Origin of the sequence: Spirillospora sp. NPDC049652, assembly GCF_040675125.1 — a bacterium.
Taxonomy (GTDB): Bacteria; Actinomycetota; Actinomycetes; order Streptosporangiales; family Streptosporangiaceae; genus Spirillospora.
In genome coordinates this window covers 1-1082 of the sequence record NZ_JBFAOF010001556.1, presented here as the reverse complement: position 1 = coordinate 1082, position 1082 = coordinate 1, and the positions used below count along the sequence as shown (strand labels likewise).

Sequence of the window (1082 nt, the reverse complement as noted above, 5' to 3'; positions counted from 1 at the left end):
GTCGCTGCTGGCCGACCCGGGCGCGGCGCTCGACGCGCTGCCCCGCGACACGCTGCTCATCGAGGCGAGCGGCCACCACCTGGTCGGCCTCACGCCCGCCCCCGACAGCACGGCCACGACCCTGCAGTACCTCCCGACCGGCAGCCAGGGCGCCCTCCTCAGCAGTCCGGCGGACTACGCGCCCAGCGACCCCGCCGACCCGCGCTGGCTGCTGCTGACCATGCCGTTCCTCGGACGCCTGCAGGACACCGCCCGCGACCTGGCCCAGCCGCCCGCCGGGCAGCAGCCCAACCCGCTGCAGACCGATCCGCTGCTGCTCATCTCGCGGCTGCGCGCCGCCGCCCCCGCCACCGCTCTGCCCACGCTGGCGCTCGCCCTGTCCGGCTGGGCCGACAGCACGCCGCTGCCCGTCACGCTCGCCAGTGTGGACACCGCGGTCGGCCGCAGCTTCGCCCGGCTCGACCCGCTCGCCTTGGAGGAGAGCTGGTTCCGCGCGCAGAACCCGCCCCCCGAACCCCAGGACGAGCTGCTGCAGAGCGTCCTCGCGGCCCTGCCCGAGACGCCGGCCCGGCTCAGCCGCCCGGCCGCGCTACGCCAGGCCTTCGACCCGCGCCGTCCGTTCTACCCGCCGCAGCCGTCCGGCCTGCCGGACCTCGCCGAGCCCTCCCCGTACGCCGACCCGGTCTGGCGGGAGGACGAGCTGCTGCTGATCCAGTCCGTGAGCACGCTGACGCCGACCAGCAAGCCGCCCTACGGCTGGACGCTGGCGGCCGCGCTCATCGCGAGCAGCGGATTGCTCGGCCAGTCCGCCGGCGGCGTCCCCCGCCGCCAGCCCGCCGCCACGCTCATCCCCGCGCCGCTGTCCCTCGACGGGACCCCGAACCCGCGTCCGCTGAACATCGTGGTCAGCCCGTATCTGGGACTCCAGTGGCGTCCGGCACCGGCGGTCCCGGCGGGCGGTCCGTCCCCGCTGGCGCCTCGCCTCCTGGTGGCCGAACTGCTCTGCCTGGCGCCCGGCACCCCGCGGCTGCAGCCGGTGGCGAGCCGCATGTGGAGCGTCCAGCCCGGCAACCCCGACCTGC

At 76.6% G+C, this 1082-nt stretch carries 1 protein-coding gene; it reads left to right on the top strand.

Going from position 1 to position 1082, the window contains the following annotated elements; all coding sequences use genetic code 11:
- On the top strand, positions 1-1082 hold a 1082-nt coding region (locus tag AB0J52_RS41885), incomplete at both ends, for a hypothetical protein (protein ID WP_500188864.1).